This is a genomic window from Demequina oxidasica, from assembly GCF_000975115.1.
Classification (GTDB): domain Bacteria; phylum Actinomycetota; class Actinomycetes; order Actinomycetales; family Demequinaceae; genus Demequina; species Demequina oxidasica.
The window spans coordinates 1-14034 of record NZ_BBRE01000003.1; the positions used below are offsets into that span (position 1 = coordinate 1).

Annotated in this window: 11 protein-coding genes; 6 read left to right on the forward strand and 5 right to left on the reverse strand. The window is 63.2% G+C overall.

From position 1 onward, the window contains the following. Positions 1 to 301: 301 nt before the first annotated feature. The 5 genes from gatB to AOP77_RS08980 all read right to left on the reverse strand — a co-directional run bounded on the left by gatB (position 302) and on the right by AOP77_RS08980 (position 5085). Complete coding sequence (gatB, locus tag AOP77_RS08960) at positions 302 to 1816, reverse strand: Asp-tRNA(Asn)/Glu-tRNA(Gln) amidotransferase subunit GatB (RefSeq protein ID WP_062212670.1); 1515 nt, start codon at positions 1814 to 1816, stop codon at positions 302 to 304. Next, on the reverse strand, positions 1813 to 3336 hold the full coding sequence (gatA, locus tag AOP77_RS08965; RefSeq protein ID WP_062212673.1) for an Asp-tRNA(Asn)/Glu-tRNA(Gln) amidotransferase subunit GatA: 1524 nt from the start codon (positions 3334 to 3336) through the stop codon (positions 1813 to 1815). Before gatA ends, gatB begins: the two co-directional genes overlap by 4 nt. Then, complete coding sequence (gene gatC, locus AOP77_RS08970) at positions 3333 to 3632, reverse strand: Asp-tRNA(Asn)/Glu-tRNA(Gln) amidotransferase subunit GatC (RefSeq protein ID WP_062212674.1); 300 nt, start codon at positions 3630 to 3632, stop codon at positions 3333 to 3335. The genes gatA and gatC overlap by 4 nt, the downstream gene beginning before the upstream one ends. 68 nt (positions 3633 to 3700) lie before the next feature. Continuing rightward, positions 3701 to 4282, reverse strand: coding sequence for a GNAT family N-acetyltransferase (locus tag AOP77_RS08975; protein ID WP_084622508.1), 582 nt, complete (start codon positions 4280 to 4282; stop codon positions 3701 to 3703). Positions 4283 to 4443: 161 nt separating this feature from the next. Continuing rightward, the gene (locus AOP77_RS08980; protein ID WP_062212677.1) at positions 4444 to 5085 is read right to left on the reverse strand and encodes a TetR/AcrR family transcriptional regulator; all 642 of its coding nucleotides are present in this window, start codon (positions 5083 to 5085) and stop codon (positions 4444 to 4446) included. A gap of 122 nt (positions 5086 to 5207) precedes the next feature. Here AOP77_RS08980 and AOP77_RS08985 point away from each other — a divergent pair, with 122 nt between their 5' ends. The 6 genes from AOP77_RS08985 (at position 5208) to AOP77_RS09010 (ending at position 13943) form a co-directional block, all read left to right on the forward strand. Next, entirely contained in the window at positions 5208 to 7781 is a 2574-nt protein-coding gene (locus AOP77_RS08985; protein ID WP_236685799.1) for a beta-glucosidase family protein, read from the forward strand. A 107-nt stretch (positions 7782 to 7888) separates the two neighbouring features. Further along, entirely contained in the window at positions 7889 to 9592 is a 1704-nt protein-coding gene (locus tag AOP77_RS08990) for an ABC transporter substrate-binding protein (RefSeq protein WP_062213439.1), read from the forward strand. A 91-nt stretch (positions 9593 to 9683) separates the two neighbouring features. Beyond that, positions 9684 to 10757 (forward strand): ABC transporter ATP-binding protein, encoded by a 1074-nt coding sequence (locus AOP77_RS08995; RefSeq protein WP_062212680.1) that lies wholly within the window; start codon positions 9684 to 9686, stop codon positions 10755 to 10757. Beyond that, complete coding sequence (locus tag AOP77_RS09000) at positions 10757 to 11737, forward strand: ABC transporter permease (RefSeq protein WP_062212683.1); 981 nt, start codon at positions 10757 to 10759, stop codon at positions 11735 to 11737. The genes AOP77_RS08995 and AOP77_RS09000 overlap by 1 nt, the downstream gene beginning before the upstream one ends. A gap of 2 nt (positions 11738 to 11739) precedes the next feature. Further along, on the forward strand, positions 11740 to 12855 hold the full coding sequence (locus AOP77_RS09005) for an ABC transporter permease (RefSeq protein WP_084622509.1): 1116 nt from the start codon (positions 11740 to 11742) through the stop codon (positions 12853 to 12855). 2 nt (positions 12856 to 12857) lie between these two features. Then, positions 12858 to 13943 (forward strand): ABC transporter ATP-binding protein, encoded by a 1086-nt coding sequence (locus AOP77_RS09010; protein WP_062212686.1) that lies wholly within the window; start codon positions 12858 to 12860, stop codon positions 13941 to 13943. Positions 13944 to 14034: the final 91 nt, after the last annotated feature.

Below are 14034 nucleotides of genomic sequence, written 5' to 3' on the forward strand. Positions count from 1 at the left end.
AGGACGTTTTGCGTGGATAATCCCAGGTAAACACCCTGATTGTCTGCGGAGCACGGCCTGAAAGATGACCCGCGGCTGCGGTTCCGAGCCAAACTAATGTGAAGAATTTTCCGACCTCCCTCCACGCATCCGTGACGTCTCAGTGGGGATTCACCCAACGCGCGGCCACCGTTTCGTTTGAAACGCCAAGGTAGGCCTGCGACGAGCTCTTAACCTTCACACGCGTGTGCAACGCAAAAGAGTGCCGAGGCTCCGCTGCCTCGGCACTCTTTTGTCTACTGCTCGCTTAGTTCTTATGCCGCTATTCGCTGACTCCCGCGCGCTGCAGGATGATCTCGCGCACCCGACCGGCGTCGGCCTGTCCACGAGTAATCTTCATGACCGCGCCCACGATCGCGCCCGCCGCCTGGATCTTGCCGTCCTGAAGCTTGGCCAACACGTCCGGTTGCGCTGCCAGTGCTTGGTCGACCGCGGCCTCGAGCGCGGAATCGTCGGACACGATCTCGAGTCCACGCGTCTCGACAACAGCCTTCGGGGAGCCTTCGCCCGCGAGTACTCCCTCGAGCGCCTGCCTTGCGAGTTTGTCGTTCAGGGTGCCAGCATCGACGAGTCCTTGAAGTTCCGCGATGTCATGCGGGGTGACGGGAAGCGTGGCGATGGCCACCTCGCGCTCGTTGGCAATACGCGCGAGCTCGCCCATCCACCACTTGCGTGCCGCCTGCGGCTTGGCGCCCGCAGCGACCGTGTCCGCGATCAGGTCGAGCGCATCGGCGTTGATCGCGTCGCGCATCTCCATGTCCGCGAATCCCCAGTCAGCCTGGAGACGCTTACGCATTTTGGCCGGGTGTTCAGGGATGGTCGCGCGTAGTTCCTCGACCCACTCCCGGGAAGGCTGCACCGGCAACATGTCCGGCTCGGGGAAGTAGCGGTAGTCCTCCGCCTGCTCCTTGGAGCGTCCCGGCGTCGTGGACTTAGTGTCCTCGTGCCAGTGGCGGGTCTCCTGAACCACAGGCTTGCCCGCGCTGAGTAGGTCCGCCTGTCGCCCCGCTTCGTGGTGGATCGCGTTCTCGATCGCGCGCAGCGAGTTCACGTTCTTAGTCTCCGAGCGCTTTCCGAACTCGATTGCGGACTGGTCCTCACCATCGGCCGCTTTGGCACGGAGAGAAAGGTTGACGTCGGCGCGAACCGACCCCTGCTCCATGCGACCGTCGGAGATTCCGAGCGCCTTCACAATGTCGCGAATAGTCGCGACATAGGCGCGAGCCACCTCGGCCGTGCGGTTTCCCATGCCCTCGATCGGGTGGGTCACGATCTCAACCAGCGGCACGCCGCCACGGTTGTAGTCCACGAGCGAATAATCGGCGCCCTGGATTCCTCCCGAGCCACCCTTGTGAGTGTTCTTGCCGGCGTCCTCTTCTATATGCGCACGCTCAATACCGATCATCACAGCGGTGCCGTCGTCGAGCACCACCTCGAGCTCGCCCTCGTAGCACGTGGGCTCGTCGAACTGCGAGATCTGGTAATCCTTGGACAGGTCCGGGTAGAAGTAGTTCTTGCGCGCAAAGCGGCTCGACTCGCGAATCGAGCAACCCAGGGACAGCCCCAGGCGAATCGCGCTCTCCACTGCCTTCTGATTGGGCACCGGCATCGCTCCAGGCAGCCCCAGGCACACCGGGCACACCTGCGTGTTGGGCTCCGCGCCAAACTCGTTGGCACAGCCACAGAACATCTTGGTCTTGGTGTTCAACTCGACGTGAACCTCGATGCCGAACACCGGGTCGAAGTCGCGCGTCGCGGATTCGTAGTTATAGCTCATGAGCGGACCTCCAGTTCGGGGGCCTGGTCCATCAACGAACCACCCCATTCGGCGGCGAGCGCGGCCTCAAGTGCAGCGCCGACTCGGTAGAGGCGTGCATCCTCGTGCGCGGGTGCCAAAATCTGGAAGCCGGTGGGCAGCCCATCTTCGGGTGCGACTCCGGAAGGAAGCGACATGCCGGGAATTCCCGCGAGGTTGGCGGGAATAGTCGCGACGTCGTTGAGGTACATCGCCAGTGGATCGTCGATGCGCTCCCCCAGCTTGAACGGCGTGGTGGGAGTCGTGGGCGACACAAGGACATCAGCCTGCTCGAAGGCGGCGGCAAAGTCCTGCTGGACCAGGGTGCGCACCTTCTGTGCCGAACCGTAGTACGCGTCATAGAAGCCGGCACTCAAGGCATACGTGCCAAGCATGATGCGGCGCTTAACCTCGTCGCCAAAGCCCTCCGCACGCGTCGCACCCATAGTGCGCTCGATCGTTCCGGTCTCTACTCGGAGTCCAAAACGCACCGAGTCGAACTTAGCCAGGTTGCTCGAGGCCTCCGAGGGCAGAATCAGGTAATAAGCGGCCAGCGCGTACTCGAAGTTGGGGCACGAGACCTCGACGATCTCTGCACCCGCCGCCTGCAGCTTGTCCAGGCTCTCCTGGAAACGCTGCTTGACGCCGGCCTGATAGCCGCCGCCCTCCCCTGAGTCGTCGCCACGCAGTTCCTTCACGACGCCGATGCGTACGCCGGTCAGGTCGCCGAGCGCACCCTCGCGGGCGGCGGCCACGACGGCCGGCACTGGCTCGTTGAGAGAGGTCGCGTCCATCTCGTCATGCCCACCGATGACCTCGTGCAGCAACGCCGTGTCGAGCACGGTGCGGCCGCAGGGACCCAACTGGTCAAGAGAGGACGCCAGGGCGATTGCGCCAAAGCGGGAGACGCCGCCATAAGTTGGCTTCACTCCAACCGTGCCAGTGACGGACGCAGGCTGACGGATCGAGCCGCCCGTGTCCGAGCCAATCGCCAGCGGAGCTTCCCAGGAGGCAAGCGCCGCGGCGCTACCGCCACCGGAGCCACCAGGGATGCGCTCAAGGTCCCACGGGTTGTGCGTGGGACCGTAGCCCGAGTGCTCCGTGGAAGAGCCCATCGCGAACTCATCAAGATTGGTCTTGCCGAGGATCGGCATGCGGGCCTCGCGGATCTTACGCGTGACCGTCGCGTCGTAGGGCGGAATCCAACCCTCGAGGATCTTGGAGCCGGCCGTAGTGGGCAGGCCCTTGGTGACCAACAAGTCCTTAAGTGCAATCGGCACACCCGCGAGCGCGGGCAGCTCTACGCCTGCCGCGCGGTCAGCATCTACTGCTGCCGCTGTGGCCAGCGCGCCCTCCGCGTCGATGTGAAGGAACGCGTGAACGTCGCCGTCAACGGCGCCGATGCGGTCCAGGTGCGCCTGCGTCAACTGGACAGACGTGATGTCCCCCGCTGCCATGGCATCGGCCATCTGCGCGGCCGTCAGACGGGTGAGGTCGCTCATGCTTCCTCCCCTAGGATCTGCGGAACGCGGAAGCGGCCGTCCTCAGCGGCGGGCGCGCCAGAGAGCGCCTGCTCCTGCGTGAGGGACGGACGGACCACGTCCTCGCGATGAATGTTCGCCATGGGAATGGGGTGCGAAGTCGCGACCACATCCGAATCGGCGACCTCGGCCACCTTGGCTACGGCGTCCACGATCGCGGAGAGTTGACCCGCCATGCGGTCGAGGTCTTGGTCGGTCATGTCGATGCGGGCGAGCGCCGCGAGGCGCGCCACATCGGAGCGTTCAAGGGAAGACATGAGGCGAGTCTAATGGTTTAGCCGCACCGCATCAGTCGGCTGTCGTGGCCCACGAGCACTGCTCGGGTCTAGCGCGGCTCCCACGAGTAGCCAATGAGCTGGATGCCCCGATTTGCCTCGCCCGCGGCCCCTGCTACTTCAGCTGCGGGAATCCTAGAAACGGATCCATCAGGGTGGTCGATGACAACCCAGTCAAGGTCCTCACGGCGCTCGAATCCAAGTCGTTCGTAGAGCCGGTGAGCAGGGTGCATGTGAGCCATAGTCGACAGCACGATGCGCTTGGCGCCGCGCTCGACGGCAAAGTCCATGCCAGCCTTAGTGAGCTTCGCGCCAAGGCCACGCCCCCGCTCTATGGGAGACACCGCGAGCATGCGGAATTCAAACTCGTCCTCGCCGGCCACCTCGATGAACGGGCTTCCTGGGGCAACGACGGTGAGGGTGCCGACAATCGCACCCGCCCCGGCCTCACCATCGGACATCATGAGCAGATGCGCACTTTCAGCGCGTGCCTGCGCGTCTCGAAGCGCGAGCAAGTAAGGGTGAGCCTGGTCTACCAAACCGTCGGCCAAGTACGCCAAGGCAGTGAGTTCGCCGATCTCAGAGATCCGGCTCGACTCATTGGGCGAGACCTCGCGGATTGATTCAGTCATAGGACTCTCCTCGTCTGTTGGCGGCAATCGAGAATTTTGCTCATCGCGCCCCATTTATTTCGCGGACATTGCCCGTCATTGGTGAAACCTTTGCCACCAATCTAGACCGCACTGTTCGCTCGCGCCATCTTTACGCCAGCGAGTCTTGCGCGTGATCGGCGCTAACTGAGAATGCGTCGCGTGTGGCCGGACACCACCGAAGACAAAATCGCGTTGATCGCAAAGGCCGACGAGTCCGCTAGCTTCACGACATCCGGAGAGAGGAGCCACTGAATCTGAAGGCCGTCCATCACCGCGATGATGCCATTGACTGCGTGATCAATCTCCTCGCCTGACGGCTGATCACTAGGGTCACACACCTCCAACAGCGCGGCGCGAACCTCGCCCCGCAGCGTCTCGTATCGCTCAATAAAGAACTGCTTGGCGGGATGGTTGTCCGTCACGGATTCGGACGAAAGCACCGCGAACGCCTGAACAATTCCAGGACGCTGCTCGTTCATTCTGGCGGTGCGCACGAGGTGGTTGAACAGCTCCAAGCCGTCAGGAATGTGCTGGCCCTCAATGTGCTCGACGTCTGTGCGGTCACGGTAGAGCAGCACCTCGAGCAATAGCTGGTCCTTGGACCCGAAGTGGTGCAAAACCCCTGCGTGAGTCATGCCCACCTGCTCGGCAATCTCCGCCAGGGAGCCGTTCTTGTAGCCCTTGTTTCCAAACACCACCATCGCGGCACTGAGAATCTCCTCGCGCTTTCGCAGGGTCTCTTCGCGCGGCTTGGCCACCCGCGACGTTGCGCTTTCAGTCATGCCGCCACAGTAACGGAAACATAACGGTTTCGTGACTTTGATTGGGAGGGTTGCCAAACTTACTAACTAGTAAGTAAGGTTCCAGATATCCCGCCCAACGATGTGAATGTGGAGAAGAAAAAGTGACGACGGAGTCCCAGGATGCACTTGCCGCCAGCAACGCTGTCGACGAGTCCATTGCACCCCTCATGGCTACACTCAGCCTCGAAGAGAAGGTGCGCCTGCTCACGGGACAGACCGCATGGCGCCTCTACGCGATGCCCGGCATCGGTCTGCGCTCACTCGCCATCTCCGATGGCCCCGTGGGAGTTCGCGGAACTGGGGAGATCCCCGGTGCCACTAGTCTCCTCATGCCTTCTCCGAGTGGCCTCGCAGCCACCTGGAACATTGACACCGCTCGCCGCGCCGGCATCATGTTCGCCACCGAGGCCCGCCGGCTTGGCGTGGACATTGTCCTCGCCCCGCAAGTCAACATTCAGCGCACTCCCGTTGGCGGTCGCCACTTCGAGTGCTACTCCGAGGACCCCCATCTCACCACTCAAATTGCCGCTGCGGTGGTCAGCGCGATGCAGGATGCGGGAGTAGCCGCGTGTGTCAAGCATTACGTAGCCAACGACTCGGAGAACTACCGCACTGAGTACACGTCGCGGGTCCCCGAGCAGGCGCTGCGTGAAATTTACATGGCACCGTTCGAGCACCTTGTTACCGACGTCGGTGTGTGGTCGGTCATGGCCGCATACAACGGCGCCGACGTCGGCGACCAGGCTGCCCCCATGACGGAACATGGTCACCTGAACAACGACGTGCTGAAGGGCGAGTGGGGCTTCGATGGCGTCGTTCTCAGCGACTGGATGGCCACGAATACCACCGTCGAGTCGGCCAACGGCGGCCTCGATCTCGTGATGCCCGGACCCGGCGGTCCATGGGAGGGCAAACTCCTCGAGGCAGTGCGCCGGGGACACGTCAACGAAAGCGTCATCGACGACAAGGTCACCCGCATCCTCCTTCTCGCCAAGCGCGCCGGCGGATTTGGCGAACCAATACCCGCGCCTTCGCGTCCCGACGACGCGGAGTTCCTGCGCCAGTTCGCGGCGGAGGCCACGGTTGTTCTGCGTCGCGGCGATGAGTACGTCGTGGACCCAGCGAACGTGAAGAGCATTGCGCTCATCGGCCCCAATGCGGTCAACGCCTACGTACTAGGTGGAGGCAGTTCTACGGTTCACCCGCATTACGTGGTGAGCCCCAAGTCGGGGCTCACGGAGGCGTTCCCCGGCGCCGACATCACGCTCCTGCGTGGGGGGTCCGCCTTGGTACACACACCACCGGCAGATCTCACCCAAGACGTCACCGTCCCCGCCACGGGCGAGCCGGGCATCGCCGTCACCGAACTGAACGCGGCCGGCGAGATCATCAAGTCCTTGGTGAACCCCGCGTGGTCCGGCTGGCACAACGATCCGTCCGAAGACTGCACCGATGTGACGCTTGAGACCGACCTAGCTCTGCGCGAGGCAGGCGAGCACCGCATCGACATTGGCGTAGTAGGTGCCCACCGCATCTTTATAGACGACAACCTCGTATCCGAATCGGACGTTGAGGTAGACGCGAGCGTGATCCTCGACTCCAGCGCCAACTCGCCCCTCGGCGTGGGCCTGGCAGTGTCGACTGACAGCCCGCGATCCGTGCGCCTTCGCGTCGAGTTGAAGACCGTCGACGCGGGTGGCTACGGACGCTGGGTGCGCGCCGATTTTCGTCACGCTCGTCCAGGCCCCTCTATAGAAGACGAGATCCGCGAGGCCGTCGAGGCCGCCCGCACCTCCGACCTCACCGTACTGGTTGTCGGCACCAACTCCGAGGTGGAGTCTGAGGGCTGGGACCGCGTAAACTTGGCACTTCCCGGCCGTCAGGACGAACTAGTTCGCCGCGTGCTCGAGGTGGCCCCGGATGCCGTCGTGGTCGTCAACGCGGGTGCACCCGTATTGTTGCCGTGGCTCGACAAGGCCAAGACTGTCCTGTGGGCCTGGTTTCCCGGCCAAGAGTGCGGCAACGCGATCGCCGACGTCATCACTGGGAGGACCGAGGCCGCCGGCCGTCTGCCCTGGACGCTGCCCCTCTCCGAGTCTGACGTCCCCATCATGGACACGGCACCAGACGCCGACATGGTGCTGCACTACCCCGAGGGCATCCACGTGGGATACCGCGAGTGGGAGCGCACCGAGAAAGCCCCGGCCGCCCCCTTCGGCCACGGCCTTGGCTGGACCGATTTCGAGTACGGAACCGACGCATCGGCCGCCGTCTCCGACGATGGCATGGTCGCCGTGACGCTTCACGTCACCAATACGGGTATCCGCGCAGGCGCCGAGGTTGTACAGGCCTATGTCGAGGCGCCCTCGCCCAGCCCGGCTGGCATCGAGCGTCCCATCCGCTGGCTCGGCGGTTTCACCCGCGTGACCATTGACGCGGGCGATATGGCAACCGTCTGTGTACGCCTTCCCCGCCGCGTCTTTGAGGTGTGGGACATCTCCTCACATTCCTGGGTACTACCTAGCGGCGACTACACGATTGCCCTTGGCCGCTCCGTCCGAGACCTCAGGACCCGAGCCCTCATTAGTCTTCCCTCCCCCGGCAGCACCGCTTCCGCCGTGCGCACTAAACCGAGAGAGGCAAGCGCCCTAACTCAGACGGATCATTCCGGCTGACGAACGGGTAGAAGGAGTTGGCACTCGCTGGCTTCGAATTTCACCACCACGAGTAGCCCACTGCTCACCTAAAACATGATCCGCATCACGTCACAGAGAGGTACATGATGTCTAACCGACTAATCCCGGCCGTAGCCCTTGGGCTCGCCACCGCACTGGTGGTTGCTGGTTGCTCTTCGGATAATTCCAACGAAGACTCCACCAACTCCCCCGCGCCCTCAACCAGCAACTCCGCTAGCGCGGGAGCTGTCGGCACCGAAGCCCTGACCATCGGAATGCCGAACGGCACCCAGACCGACAACTCGAATCCGTTCGTGAACACGTCCTCGGCACAGTCACTCGGCTACGCCTACGCGATCTACGAGCCCCTCTTTCAGACCACGGACATCTCGGACACACCTCCGGAGCCCTGGCTCGCCACTGAAGCAGCGTGGAACGAGGACTACACGTCCGTCACGTTCACTGTCCGTGACGGCGTGAACTGGTCGGACGGCACCGCGCTGACTGCCGACGACGTGGCGTTCTCGTTCCAGATCCGCAAGGACAACGAGGCACTCAACAACACCGCACTGCCTTACGGCGACATCACTGTCGATGGCAACATGGTCAATGTTGGCTTCACGCAGCCTGTGTTCGTTAAGGCGAATCGCGTGCTCAACACGTTCGTGGTGCCCAAGCACATCTGGGAAGCTATCGCAGACCCGACGACTGACCTCAACCAGGACCCGATCGGAACCGGCCCCTACGTCCTTGAGAACTGGACCCCCGAGGCTGTCAAACTCGTTCCCAACGCTGACTACTGGGGGGGCACTCCTGCCGCTCCCGAGTTGCTCTACACGTCCTATACGGACAACGCGGCCATGACGACGGCACTCGTCGCCGGCGAATTGCAGTGGGGCTGGACCAACATCTCGGACTACGAGAATGTCTACATCGCCAAGGACCCCGAGCACAACCACTTCTGGACCCCTTCGGGCCTGGCCGTCGACGTGCTCTACCTGAACAACGAGACCAAGCCGTTCAATGACGTGGCCGTCCGCCAGGCGCTCAGCATGGTGACCGACCGCAACGCCATCTTCAACATCGGTTCGGAGAAGGCCTTCCCGGAGGTCACCTCGATCACCGGCATGCCGACCCCTGCTGGCAACGCGTTCATCTCCTCCGAGTACCAGGGCAAAGAGTACTCAGTTGATGTTGAAGGAGCCAAGAAGGTTCTCACCGACGCCGGCTACAAGTACGAGGGCGACACGCTGTTCGACAAGGACGGCGAGCAGGTGACCTTCACGCTGACCGACCCCGCCGGCTGGAACGACTACGTCACCACCCTGCAGCAGATTGCCGACATGGCAAGCCAAATCGGCATCGAAGCAACGGTCGACACCCCCGACGCTGACTCCTGGTTCGGAGATATCGCGGCCGGCGACTTCCAGGCATCGCTGCACTGGACCGACGGAGGCCCCACTCCTTACGACATGTACAGCGACATCATGGATGGCGCCTACTACCTGGAGCAGGGCGAAGCCGCCAACTGGAACTTCGGTCGCTACAACAATGACGAGGCCACCAAGGCACTCGCTGACTTCTCGAGCGCATCCGAGGACTCGGTTCGCCAGGAGGCCATGGACGTAGTCCAGAAGCGCTTCGTGGAGGACCAACCCGCGATCATCGTCCGTGGACGTCCCGCATCCGCCGAGTACTCCTCGAAGTACTACACCGGATGGCCCTCGGATGAGGACCCCTACAACCAGGCACAGCCCACCGGCCCGCAGGCCTCTCAGATTCTCATGAAACTGAAGCCTGCGACCGACTAACTACACCGGTGGGGGCGAGCTCGCAAGAGTTCGCCCCCACCACACTCTGGTGTCACCCACGACTCACTCCAATACTTTGCAAGGAAAGCGAATGCCTACAGACACTCCTCCCGCCGGCAGCGCCGCCGCGGTCGAGACGGCCGGCGACGTCGTCCTCCAGGCCCAGGGCCTGACAAAGCATTTCCCATTGCGCGGGATGGCGCGCGGTAAGGCAGTGCACGCCGTCGACGGGGTCGACCTTGAACTGACGCGGGGTTCCGTCGTCGCACTCGTAGGCGAGTCCGGATCGGGCAAGTCCACCATTGCCAAGCTTCTTTCGCTGCTGATCCACCGCACCAGAGGCGACATCCGCCTCAGTGACAAGAGCGTTGACGGTCGCGGAAGGCGCGCGTTCCGCCGCCACTCCAAGCGCGTCCAGATGATCTTCCAGGACCCCTTCGGATCACTCAACCCCATCCACACCATTCGTTACACGCTCACGCGAAGCGTCCGGATCCACAAAGGAAAGCTCCGCGGAGACAAGTTGGAGACGGCGCTTCAGGAGCTCCTCGCCCGCGTCCAGCTCACACCCGCTGACCGTTACATCGATAAGTTCCCCCACGAACTCTCCGGAGGCCAGCGTCAGCGCGTCGCTATTGCGCGCGCCCTGGCAGCCGACCCCGACGTCCTTCTAGCCGATGAGCCCATCTCGATGCTCGACGTCTCCATCCGCCTGGGAATCCTGAACCTCCTCAAGACTCTGCGCGACGACATGCACGTCGCAATTCTCTACATCACGCACGACATCGCCTCCGCGCGCTACTTCGCGGACCGCACGATGGTGATGTACGCGGGCCAGATCGTCGAGCAGGGGTCGAGCGAGGACATCACCCAGACTCCGGCTCACCCGTACACGCGACTGCTCATCGACTCCGCCCCGGACCCCGACGCCCCCGCCCGCGCCGAGCGCTCCACCTCCGGCGAGGCGCCGAGCCTAGTGTCGCCGCCTCCGGGATGCCGCTTTGCGACTCGCTGCCCGTTCGCCAACGACCTCTGCCGTTCAGAGACACCCCAACTGTTCAACGTGCCTGGAGATGACCGCGCGGCACGCTGCTGGGGCTACTCCGACCGCGACACCAAGCCAGACGTCTCCGGCGTCACCAAGTCCGTCAAGGAGACCATCTAATGCGCTTCTTTATACGCCGCGGCACGTTCTACATCATCACCGCGTGGGCCGCCGTCACCCTAAACTTCTTCCTGCCGCGCATCATGCCCGGTGACCCCGTTTCCTCCGCGATCATCAAGTCGGGCGGTCAGATCAGCCCCGATGCGATTAACTCGCTGAAGGTGCTCTTTGGCCTCGACAACGGCCAGAGTCTCTGGGAGCAGTACACCTCGTATTGGGGTCAGCTCTTCCGCGGCGACCTGGGGCTATCATTTGCGTTCTTCCCCACCCCTGTGAGTGCCGTCATTCAGCAGTCGCTTCCTTGGACCGTGGGCCTGGTTGGTATTGCCACCATCCTCAGCGTGATCCTTGGGACGACCGTCGGAACGCTGATTGGTTGGCGCCGCGGCACCAAAGCAGATGCGGTACTCCCAGTCGCGACCTTCTTCTCCGCAGTCCCCTACTTCTGGTTCGGCCTGATCGCTATCCTGCTGTTCGCCGTCACCTGGGACTTTTTCCCCGCCTCGAAGGGCTACCAGCCCGGACTCGTCCCAGCGTGGAACTGGGAGTTCATCAGTTCCGTGCTGTGGCACGGCACCCTGCCCGCGCTCACCATCGTGGTGTCCTCAATCTCCGGTTGGATCCTAGGTATGCGCAACATGATGGTCACCGTCGGCCAAGAGGACTACGTGACTGTGGCCCAGGCCAAGGGCCTGAAGGAACGCCGTGTCATGGTCAGCTACGCGGCCCGCAACGCGGTGCTGCCGCAGATCTCAAGTTTCGCACTCGCGCTCGGCTTCATTGTGGGCGGCACGTTGGTCATGGAGATGGTCTTCTCGTATCCGGGAATCGGCTTTGTGCTCTATCAGGCCGTAAACGCGAGTGACTACCCCCTCATGCAGGGCTGCTTCCTTGTCATCACGCTTGCGATTCTGGTTGCAAACATGATGGCGGACGTGGTCTACGCATTCCTCGATCCTCGCACTAGGCAGGAAGGCTAGCTATGACTACTGTCGACACGAACAACCTGGAACCACAGGAGCTCCCTCGTCCGGATGCGCCTGGCGTCTCGCACACCAAGCAAGGCCCGCCCAAGCCCAAGAAGGGCTCGCAGTTTGTCTTCCTGCGCAATTCCAAAGCGATTGCCGGCATGATCATCCTGGGTTTCTTTGTCATCATCGCGATCATCGGTCCCTGGATCGCCCCCTACGACCCCGATGCCTTCAGCGACCAGCTTGTCGCACCGCCGTCGTGGGAGCACTGGCTCGGCACGACTCACCTGGGTCAGGACGTCCTGTCTCAACTGTTGGTGGGGACTCGCTACGTGATGATCGTGGGCTTCGCTGCGGGCATCCTTGCCACAATTCTCGCGATTGTCATCGGTGTGACCGCCGGATACCTGGGGGGCTGGAGCGACGAGGGCTTGTCCCTTTTGGCCAACATCTTCCTGGTGATCCCGGCGCTGCCGTTGCTCATCATTGTCGCGAGTTCACTCGATGGCGGAATGCTGGTGATCGCCGTGGTGATCTCACTCACCGCGTGGGCCTGGGGAGCACGCGTCCTGCGGGCACAGACCATGTCACACCGCAGGCGCGATTACGTCGAGGCCGCTCGCGCCAACGGCGAATCCACTTGGCGCATCGTGCTCGCAGAGATTCTTCCCAACCTCACCGCGATCATCGCGTCCAGCTTTGTCGCGACCGTGACCTTCGCCATCCTGACTCAAGTCACGCTCGCGTTCATTGGTGTGACCTCCCCCACCGACTGGAACTGGGGAACCATCCTCTACTGGGCACAGGGCAACCAGGCACTTGCCCGTGGCGCATGGTGGTGGTTTGTCCCCGCCGGCCTCTGCATCGCCGCCGTGGGTGTGGCGCTCGCGCTCATCAACTTCGGAATTGACGAGTTCGTCAACCCGCGCCTGCGCTCCACGGGCAGGTACGCCCGCGTGCTCCGCAAGCGTGGCGTCCAGGCCCGCGTTGGCTTCACTCCCATCGACCGCGGCACGACGCACGGCGGAGTGGTCGCGAAGTCGCAACCCGGCAGTCCACCTGGCGGCAATTCCTCCGCCCCGGAAACTCCCGGCGAGACACCCGCCTCTACGAACGTGAAGGGCTAGACATGACTACCACCGCCCCTGCGCTTACCCACGCGACGCTTCAGGCCGCGGATCCCATCCTGGAGATCAAGAACCTGTCGGTTGACTACGGGTTCGGCGACGACCCCACCCACGTCCTCCAGGACGTCTCGCTCACGCTCAACCGCGGCGAGGTCTTGGGTCTCGCGGGTGAGTCCGGATGTGGCAAGTCCACGCTCGCCTATGGGGCAACCCGGCTGCTCCCCCCTCCTGGCGTGATTCGTGGCGGCGAGGTGATCTTCACCGGCCGCGACGGCGTCAAGACGGACATTCTCACACTGAACGACAAGGATCTGCGTACCGCTCGCTGGCGTGACTTCGCGATCGTGTTCCAGGGCGCGATGAACTCTCTCAACCCGGTTCACCGGGTCGGCACGCAGTTGATCGACGCGATCAAGGCGCACGACAAGACCGCCACCAAGCAGGAGGCTCGTGAACGTGCGGCCTACGTCCTCGAGATGGTGGGCATCAACGCCGACCGTCTCAAGGCGTACCCCCACCAACTCTCCGGCGGGATGCGCCAGCGCGTCATGATTGCCATGGCCCTGGTGCTCGAGCCCGAGCTGCTGATCATGGACGAGCCCACCACCGCACTCGACGTGGTGATGCAGCGCCAGATCCTCGAGGAGATCACGGACCTGCGTGATCGCCTGGGATTCTCGGTGATCTTCATCACGCACGACGTCTCGCTCCTCGTGGAGGTAGCCGACCGCATCGCCATCATGTACGCGGGCGAGATCGTCGAGGCCGCGGATGCGAAGGACGCCTACCTGCGCCCCCGTCACCCGTACACCAAGGGTCTGCTCAACTCGTTCCCACCCCTGCGTGGACCGCGTCGCGAGCTGCAGGGCATCCCCGGATCACCTCCCGACATGGCCCAACTTCCGAACGGTTGCCGGTTCGCAGACCGCTGCCCCTTTGTGATGGACCGTTGCCGTACCGAGGACCCCGCGCTCTCGCGCACCGCCCTCAAGATGTCGGAACCAGAGCGTCTGGTCGCCTGCCACCTTCACGATGGCAAGGCCAGCGAAGTGCCCGCCGAGTTGGCCCTTCAAGCGCCACAAAAGTAGGGAACAACCTCGCGGCGGAGACTATCCGCTGAGGCGAGGTGAGCGTGTCGGAGCAGTGGTGCGTTGCTCCGACACGCTCTTTCCTTTTGCG

Excerpts from the sequence above, each read along its gene's own strand:
- gatB (WP_062212670.1), bottom strand. The coding sequence starts at position 1,816 with ATGAGCTATAACTACGAATCCGCGACGCGCGACTTCGACCCGGTGTTC.
- gatA (WP_062212673.1), bottom strand. The coding sequence starts at position 3,336 with ATGAGCGACCTCACCCGTCTGACGGCCGCGCAGATGGCCGATGCCATG.
- gatC (WP_062212674.1), bottom strand. The coding sequence starts at position 3,632 with ATGTCTTCCCTTGAACGCTCCGATGTGGCGCGCCTCGCGGCGCTCGCC.
- AOP77_RS08975 (WP_084622508.1), bottom strand. The coding sequence starts at position 4,282 with ATGACTGAATCAATCCGCGAGGTCTCGCCCAATGAGTCGAGCCGGATC.
- AOP77_RS08980 (WP_062212677.1), bottom strand. The coding sequence starts at position 5,085 with ATGACTGAAAGCGCAACGTCGCGGGTGGCCAAGCCGCGCGAAGAGACC.
- AOP77_RS08990 (WP_062213439.1), top strand. The coding sequence starts at position 7,889 with ATGTCTAACCGACTAATCCCGGCCGTAGCCCTTGGGCTCGCCACCGCA.
- AOP77_RS08995 (WP_062212680.1), top strand. The coding sequence starts at position 9,684 with ATGCCTACAGACACTCCTCCCGCCGGCAGCGCCGCCGCGGTCGAGACG.
- AOP77_RS09000 (WP_062212683.1), top strand. The coding sequence starts at position 10,757 with ATGCGCTTCTTTATACGCCGCGGCACGTTCTACATCATCACCGCGTGG.
- AOP77_RS09005 (WP_084622509.1), top strand. The coding sequence starts at position 11,740 with ATGACTACTGTCGACACGAACAACCTGGAACCACAGGAGCTCCCTCGT.
- AOP77_RS09010 (WP_062212686.1), top strand. The coding sequence starts at position 12,858 with ATGACTACCACCGCCCCTGCGCTTACCCACGCGACGCTTCAGGCCGCG.